Genomic DNA, 6,128 nt, shown 5'->3' with positions numbered 1-6,128 from the left:
CGCCCGGGCCCTTCCGCGTACCGTGACCGCGCGGTCAGCCGAGGCGCTTGACCGCCGCGTCGACCCGCTCGTCCGTCGCCGTGAAGGCGACCCGCACGAAGCGGGCGCCCGCCTCGCCGTAGAAGTCGCCCGGGGCGACCAGGATCCCCTTCTCGGCCAGGTACGCCACCGTGTCCCAGCAGGGCTCGTCGCGGGTGGCCCACAGGTAGAGGCTGGCCTCGGAGTGCTCGATGCGGAAGCCGTGGGCCTCCAGGGCGGCCTTCAGGGCGGCGCGCCGGGCCGCGTACCGCCCGCGCTGCTCGGCGACGTGGGTGTCGTCGCCGAGGGCGGCGACGGTGGCGGCCTGGACGGGCGCCGCGGTCATCATGCCGCCGTGCTTGCGGATCTGGAGCAGCTCGCCGAGGACGGCCGCGTCGCCGGCGATGAACGCCGCCCGGTAGCCGGCCAGGTTGGAGCGCTTGGAGAGCGAGTGGACGGCGACGATCCCCTCGTACGAGCCGCCGCAGACGTCCGGGTGCAGGACCGACACCGGGTCGGCCTCCCAGCCCAGTTCGAGGTAGCACTCGTCGGAGAAGACGAGGACGCCGTGCTCGCGCGCCCAGGCCACGATCCGGGTGAGCTCGTCCTTCGGGAGGACCTTGCCGGTCGGGTTCGACGGGGAGTTGAGCCACAGCAGCTTCAGGCCGGCCGGGTCGAGCTCGGTCGGGTCGTCGTAGACGACGGGCTCGGCGCCGCAGAGCCGCGCGCCGACCTCGTACGTCGGGTACGCGAGCCGCGGGTAGGCCACCCTGTCGCCGGGGCCGAGGCCCAGCTGGGTCGGCAGCCAGGCGACCAGCTCCTTGGAGCCGACCACCGGCAGCACGTTCTCGTGGGCGAAGCCGGTCGCGCCGAGCCGCCGCCCGCACCAGCCGGTGAGCGCGTCGCGCAGCGCCGGGGTGCCCCAGACCGTCGGATAGCCCGGTGAGTCCGCCGCGGCCACCAGGGCCTCCTGGATCAGCGCGGGGACCGGGTCGACCGGCGTGCCGACCGACAGGTCCACGATCCCGTCGGGGTGGGCCAGGGCGGTCGCCTTGTACGGCTCCAGCTTGTCCCAGGGGAAGACGGGCAGGCGCGAAGAGACAGCGCTCACGGGTTGGCTCACTTCCTCAGTGCGTACGCGATACGCGTCGGTCCCGCACGGCGGTGGAGCCGTACGGGACCGAGAGCGGGTGCAACGAAAGATCAGCCGTTCTGCGGCGGCAGGGCGGCGATGAAGGGGTGGTCGCGCTCGATCTCGCCGAGCTTGGAGGCGCCACCGGGCGAACCCAGGTCGTCGAAGAACTCGACGTTCGCCTTGTAGTAGTCCTTCCACTCCTCCGGGGTGTCGTCCTCGTAGAAGATCGCCTCGACCGGGCACACCGGCTCACAGGCTCCACAGTCGACGCACTCGTCCGGGTGGATGTAGAGAGATCGCTTGCCCTCGTAGATGCAGTCGACGGGGCACTCCTCGATGCAAGCCTTGTCCTTGACGTCGACACAAGGCTGCGCGATGACGTAGGTCACGCTGTCGTTCCTCCTCGGTAGGGCTGGTCTGCGCGGGAGCGCGGTGTCGTCGATGCCCGCACCTAGTATCTCCGTTCTTGGGGGCGATCCGAACAGGAGGGGCGGAGAAGCTGTGGAATTCACCGGCGGAGGGCGGCTTGAGGTCCGTGTCACCAGGGCTGACGTGGGAAAACGTGTCTCCGTTCGGTACGTGACGGACTCCCCGTCGGAGGGTGACCGATTCACGGACGCCGTCGGGGTGCTCACATCCTGGGACGGCGGTGTGCTCACGATCACACGAAAGAGCGGCGAGACCGTCCGGATCCCGGAACCGCGCCTGGTCGCGGGCAAGGTCGTGCCGGCCGCCCCGGCCCGCCGTCGGGGTCCCGCCGCCACCTTCCCGGAGCTCTCCCGCGCGTCCGCGCGCGCGTGGCAGCCGGTCGAGAGCGAGGCGCTCGGGGAGTGGACCCTGCGGGCGGCGATTCAGGAGGGGCCGGGCGAAGCCCGTCGTGGAGGGGCGGTGGTCGGGCGACGGGTGGGCTTCACCCGGCGGGCCAACTCGGTGCTGCCGACGGGCGATCCCGGGCTGCCGGTCGCCGAGGCCCTGGACGTCGTACGGGACTGGTACGCGGACCGGAAGCTGCCCGCGTACGTGCAGGCCGCGACCGGCGCCGAGGGCACCCAGGAGCTGCTCTGCGCCGAGCTGGAACGGCTCGGCTGGACCCGCGAGGTCACCGCGGAGCTGCGGATCGCGGCCCTCGCGCCGCTCGCCGACCGGGAGCCCGGGACCGTCGAGGTGCGCCTCTCCCGGACGCTCGACGAGGCGTGGCTGCGCCGCTACCAGCGGTTCTCGGCGCCGAGCCCGGCGATGCGGCACGTCCTCGGCGCGGGGCCGAGTGTGTGGTTCGCGTCCGTCGCGGGCACCGGGGAAGTACCGGCCGCCATCGGGCGTTGTGTCGTCGACGGGCGGTGGGCGGGTTTCCTGGCGATAGAGGTCGATCCGGAGCTCCGCCGCCGGGGTCTGGCCACCGCGGTCATGACCGCCCTCGCCCGGCAGGCCCTCGACGAGGGCGCCTCGGCGGCCTGGCTCCAGGTCGAGAGCGACAACGAGGCGGCGCGGACGCTGTACGAGGGGATGGGCTTCGCGGTGCACCACCACTACCACCACTACCGGCAGGCGGAGGCGTGAGCGAGGCGTGAGCGCGGAGGACCCCCTGAACCGGCCGCCCGACCGGCGGCGGGAGTTCGCGGAGGAGGCCAGGGCCGAGCGGCCCGACCTCGCCCGGCTCTGCCTGCTGATCTGCGCCGTGGCGGACCCCACCGTCACCGAACACGATCTGGTCGAGGCCGACGTCGAACTCGACCGGCTCGCCGGCCTCGTCCCGTACGGCACCCGCTTCACCGGCGCCTGGAAGGACGAGCTGGCGGCGCTCCTCGGCGGCCGCGAGGGGTTCGAGGGCGTCCCCGCCGACTACCAGCGCCTGGAGTCCTCGCTGCTGCACGAGGTGCTGCGGCGGCGGCGCGGTCTGCCGATCCTGCTGTCCGTGGTGTGGATGGAGGTCGCCCGGCGGGCCGGTGCGCCGGTGTACGGGCTCGGGCTGCCGGGCCATTTCGTCGTCGGCTTCGGCGACCCGGCCGACCTCGACCTGGCCGATCCCTTCGCGGGCGGCCGGCCCATGACGGCGGAGGACGCCGAGCTGCTGGTGGCGAGCGCGACCGGCGAGGCCCTGGACCGCTCGATGCTGCGGCCGGCCGAGCCGGGCGCGATCGTGCTGCGGATCCTCGGCAACATCCGCGCCTGGGCGACCCCCCGCCCCGAGCGCTCCGACGTGGCCCTGTGGGCGGTGGAGCTGGCGCTGCTGCTCCCGTCCCACCCGGCCCGCCTCCGCTACGAGCGGGCGGAACTCCTCGTCCAGCGCGGCGACTTCCTGACCGGGGCGGCGGAGATGGAGGCGTACGCGCAGATCATGGACGCGGTCGACCCGGACTCCGCCGCCGCGATCCGCCACCAGGCGCAGGCGGCCCGGGCGCGGCTGAACTGACTAGGCCCGGGAGCGGATCAGCTCCATCAGGCGGGCGTGGGTGGCGGCGTCGGCGGCGGCCACGAGGCCGCGGGCCGAGCCCTCCTCCAGCGGGGCGCCGTCGATGCCGGTGACGACGCAGCCGGCGGCCCGGCAGAGGGCGATGCCGGCGGCGAAGTGGACGCTGCCGGTGAGGTCGCCGCCGTCGGTGACGTACGCGGCGCGCTTCCCCGCGGCGACCCAGGCGAGCGCGAGCGACGTGGAGACCACGCGGGGGCGGAACCCGGCGACGAAGTCGGGGTGGGCGAGGAGGTCCACGGCGCGGAAGCCGGGGGCGCCGGGGAACGGCGGGTCCAGATTGACGTCGACCAGGCCGGTGGCGGCGGTCGGCGCGAGGGGCTTGCCGTCCTGGCCCCACGCGCGCGTGCCGTCGGTGTGGAACACCTCCCCGTCCTCGCCGCCGAACGGGTCCGCGACGGCCGCCGCCCCGCCGCGCAGGGCCACGTTGACGGCCACGAGCTTGTTGCCGACGGCGTAGTTGAGGGTGCCGCACAGGGGGTCCACCAGCCACTGGCGGTCGGCGTCGGCCGCGCCCTGCCGGCCGCTCTCCTCGCCGAGGATCGCGTCGTCGGGGCGGGCGGCGCGCAGGACGTCGAGCACGGCCCGCTCGGCCGCGAGGTCGGCGGTGGTGGCGAAGTCGCCCGCGCCCTTGTCGATCCGCTCGAGTTCCTGTCCGTGGAGGCCGCGCACGACCTCGGCACCGGCGCGGGCCGCCGCGGCGGCGACCTCGGCGTCGGTGAGCTCCTGGGTGATCATGGAGCCGAGGGTACGCGGCGGGTCCGGGGCGCGTCGTTCGCTCAGGTCGAAAGGGATGCCGGGGCCCTGTGGTGAGGGTGCGTCAGGGGTCAGCCGGCGACGAGGACGGCGGAGAGGGCGAGGGCGCCGGGGAGGGCCTGGGCGTAGAGGATGCGGCGATTGGCGGTGGCGGCGCCGTAGAGGCCCGCGATGACGACGCAGGACAGGAAGAAGACCTGGACCCGGAAGCCGACCGGGTCGGCGGCGATCAGGCCCCAGACGAGACCGGCGGCGAGGAAGCCGTTGTAGAGGCCCTGGTTGGCGGCCATGGCGGCGGTCTCGCGGGCGAGCCGGGCGTCGAAGCCGGAGAAGCGGCGGCCGGTCTCCTTCTCCCACAGGAACATCTCCATCACGAGGATGTAGGCGTGCAGGAGCGCGATCAGGGCGACGAGGATGTCGGCGGTCAGCGGCATGCGCCCATTGTGGGCGGCGGGGCGGCGCCGACACGCGCCGACACCCCCGCGGGCCGGTGCCCACGGGGGTGTCGGGGTGCGGTCGCGCCGGGGGTCAGCCCTTGCCGGTGAGGTCGATCGTCGCGGTGCGCTCGGCCTTGGTCCTGCCGCGGAGGGCGTCGCGCATGACGAAGGCGACGTCGTCGGCGGAGACCTGGTGCTTGGAGCCGTCGCCCTTGGTGATCATGACGCCGTCGAAGGTGCCTTCGAGGAGCCGGGTGATCGCCTTCTTGTCGTAGACCTCCACCAGGTGTCCGTCGACGGCCTTCATGGAGAGGATCTGCGGCAGCGAGCGGGCCGGGCCGAAGTCGATCTCCTTGCCGCCGGCCCGGATGGTGATCCGGCCGGACATGGCGGGCTGGGCGAACTCCTTCATCGCCCGGTCCAGTTCGGCCTTGGTGACCGTGGGCTTTCGGACGCTGACCGGGAGCTCGACGACCTTGGTCACGCCCGTCTCGACCTGGGCGCGGAAGGCGTCCTTGACCGAGATCATCGAGCGCTGGACGTCGAGGCCCTGGCCGGGCTTGCCCTCGACGGCGGTGACCTTGTTCGGGGCGAACAGGATCGTCGCCTCGGTCGCCGACGAGGAGGAGCCCGCGAGGTCCCGCAGGGCGACGGCGAGCTTCTCGTCGTCGACCGGGAAGACCGGCTTGGCCACCCGCTCGCCGCCGAAGAGGGAGCCGATCACCGAGACGGGGTTGTAGTCGCTGCCGGCGGCGCCCCGGACGGTCTCCTGGCTGTCCAGGGCGAGACCGGCCTTGTCGGGGGCGAGCTGGATCTTCTTGCCGCCGACGGAGAGCTGGAGCGGGGTCGCGGCGCGCTTGCCGAGCGTCGTCTCCAGCTTGTTGACGGCCTCGTCCTTCGTCCCGCCGCCGATGTCCACGCCGAGCACGGTGGTGCCCTTGGGGACGTCGGAGTGGTTGAGGAGGAGCCCGGCGCCGTAGGCGACGCCGGCGATGCCGACGATCCCGGCGGCGACGAGGACCAGCTTGGAGCGGCCCTTCTTGGCGGGGGCGGGCTTCGGCGCGGGCTTGGGGGCGGGCTGGGGCGCCTGCTCCTGGCGCGGCGGCCGGGGCGGCTGCCCCGGGCCGGGCCGGCCGGCGGCCGGGGGCACGACCGGGATGCCGCTCGTCAGGGTGTCGCCGGACACCTTGCCGCCGCCGGGGGCGCCGGGCCCGCCCGGGCCCGGCCGGCCGGCGCCCGGCGGCGGGGCGGGGGGGTGCGGCGGCTGGTTGGCGGGGTGGGGGGGCCGGCGCGGCGCGCCCCCCCGGCCCCGCCG

The 6,128-nt window shown here is 74.3% G+C and carries 7 protein-coding genes; 2 read left to right on the top strand and 5 right to left on the bottom strand.

Annotated features, from left to right (window positions below; genetic code table 11):
* Window positions 1–34: 34 nt before the first annotated feature.
* Complete coding sequence (locus ACFW1I_RS27990; protein WP_384675052.1) at window positions 35–1,129, bottom strand: bifunctional succinyldiaminopimelate transaminase/glutamate-prephenate aminotransferase; 1,095 nt, start codon at window positions 1,127–1,129, stop codon at window positions 35–37.
* A 92-nt stretch (window positions 1,130–1,221) separates the two neighbouring features.
* Window positions 1,222–1,542 carry a ferredoxin gene (fdxA, locus tag ACFW1I_RS27985; protein WP_030207635.1) on the bottom strand — a complete coding sequence of 107 codons (321 nt, stop codon included), beginning with the start codon at window positions 1,540–1,542 and terminating at the stop codon, window positions 1,222–1,224.
* Window positions 1,543–1,654: 112 nt separating this feature from the next.
* Here fdxA and ACFW1I_RS27980 point away from each other — a divergent pair, with 112 nt between their 5' ends.
* Together ACFW1I_RS27980 and ACFW1I_RS27975 are read left to right on the top strand one after the other, a co-directional pair.
* The gene (locus tag ACFW1I_RS27980; RefSeq protein ID WP_384675049.1) at window positions 1,655–2,710 is read left to right on the top strand and encodes a GNAT family N-acetyltransferase; all 1,056 of its coding nucleotides are present in this window, start codon (window positions 1,655–1,657) and stop codon (window positions 2,708–2,710) included.
* Window positions 2,711–2,717: 7 nt separating this feature from the next.
* Window positions 2,718–3,563, top strand: coding sequence for a tetratricopeptide repeat protein (locus ACFW1I_RS27975; RefSeq protein ID WP_384675048.1), 846 nt, complete (start codon window positions 2,718–2,720; stop codon window positions 3,561–3,563).
* On the opposite strand, the gene ACFW1I_RS27970 is transcribed toward ACFW1I_RS27975, so the two are convergent.
* The 3 genes from ACFW1I_RS27970 to ACFW1I_RS27960 form a co-directional block, all read right to left on the bottom strand.
* The gene (locus ACFW1I_RS27970; protein ID WP_384675046.1) at window positions 3,564–4,358 is read right to left on the bottom strand and encodes an inositol monophosphatase family protein; all 795 of its coding nucleotides are present in this window, start codon (window positions 4,356–4,358) and stop codon (window positions 3,564–3,566) included.
* 89 nt (window positions 4,359–4,447) lie between these two features.
* Entirely contained in the window at window positions 4,448–4,810 is a 363-nt protein-coding gene (locus tag ACFW1I_RS27965) for a DUF1304 domain-containing protein (protein WP_384675044.1), read from the bottom strand.
* A 94-nt stretch (window positions 4,811–4,904) separates the two neighbouring features.
* Window positions 4,905–6,128: hypothetical protein (locus tag ACFW1I_RS27960; RefSeq protein ID WP_384675042.1), on the bottom strand; the 1,224-nt coding region annotated here is incomplete at its 5' end.

It is taken from the genome of Streptomyces sp. NPDC058955, from assembly GCF_042741435.1.
GTDB lineage: Bacteria > Actinomycetota > Actinomycetes > Streptomycetales > Streptomycetaceae > Streptomyces.
This window is presented reverse-complemented; position numbering and strand designations above follow the sequence as displayed.

Coding starts and splice junctions, on each gene's coding strand:
- ACFW1I_RS27970 (WP_384675046.1), bottom strand. CDS start 4,358: ATGATCACCCAGGAGCTCACCGACGCCGAGGTCGCCGCCGCGGCGGCC.
- ACFW1I_RS27965 (WP_384675044.1), bottom strand. CDS start 4,810: ATGCCGCTGACCGCCGACATCCTCGTCGCCCTGATCGCGCTCCTGCAC.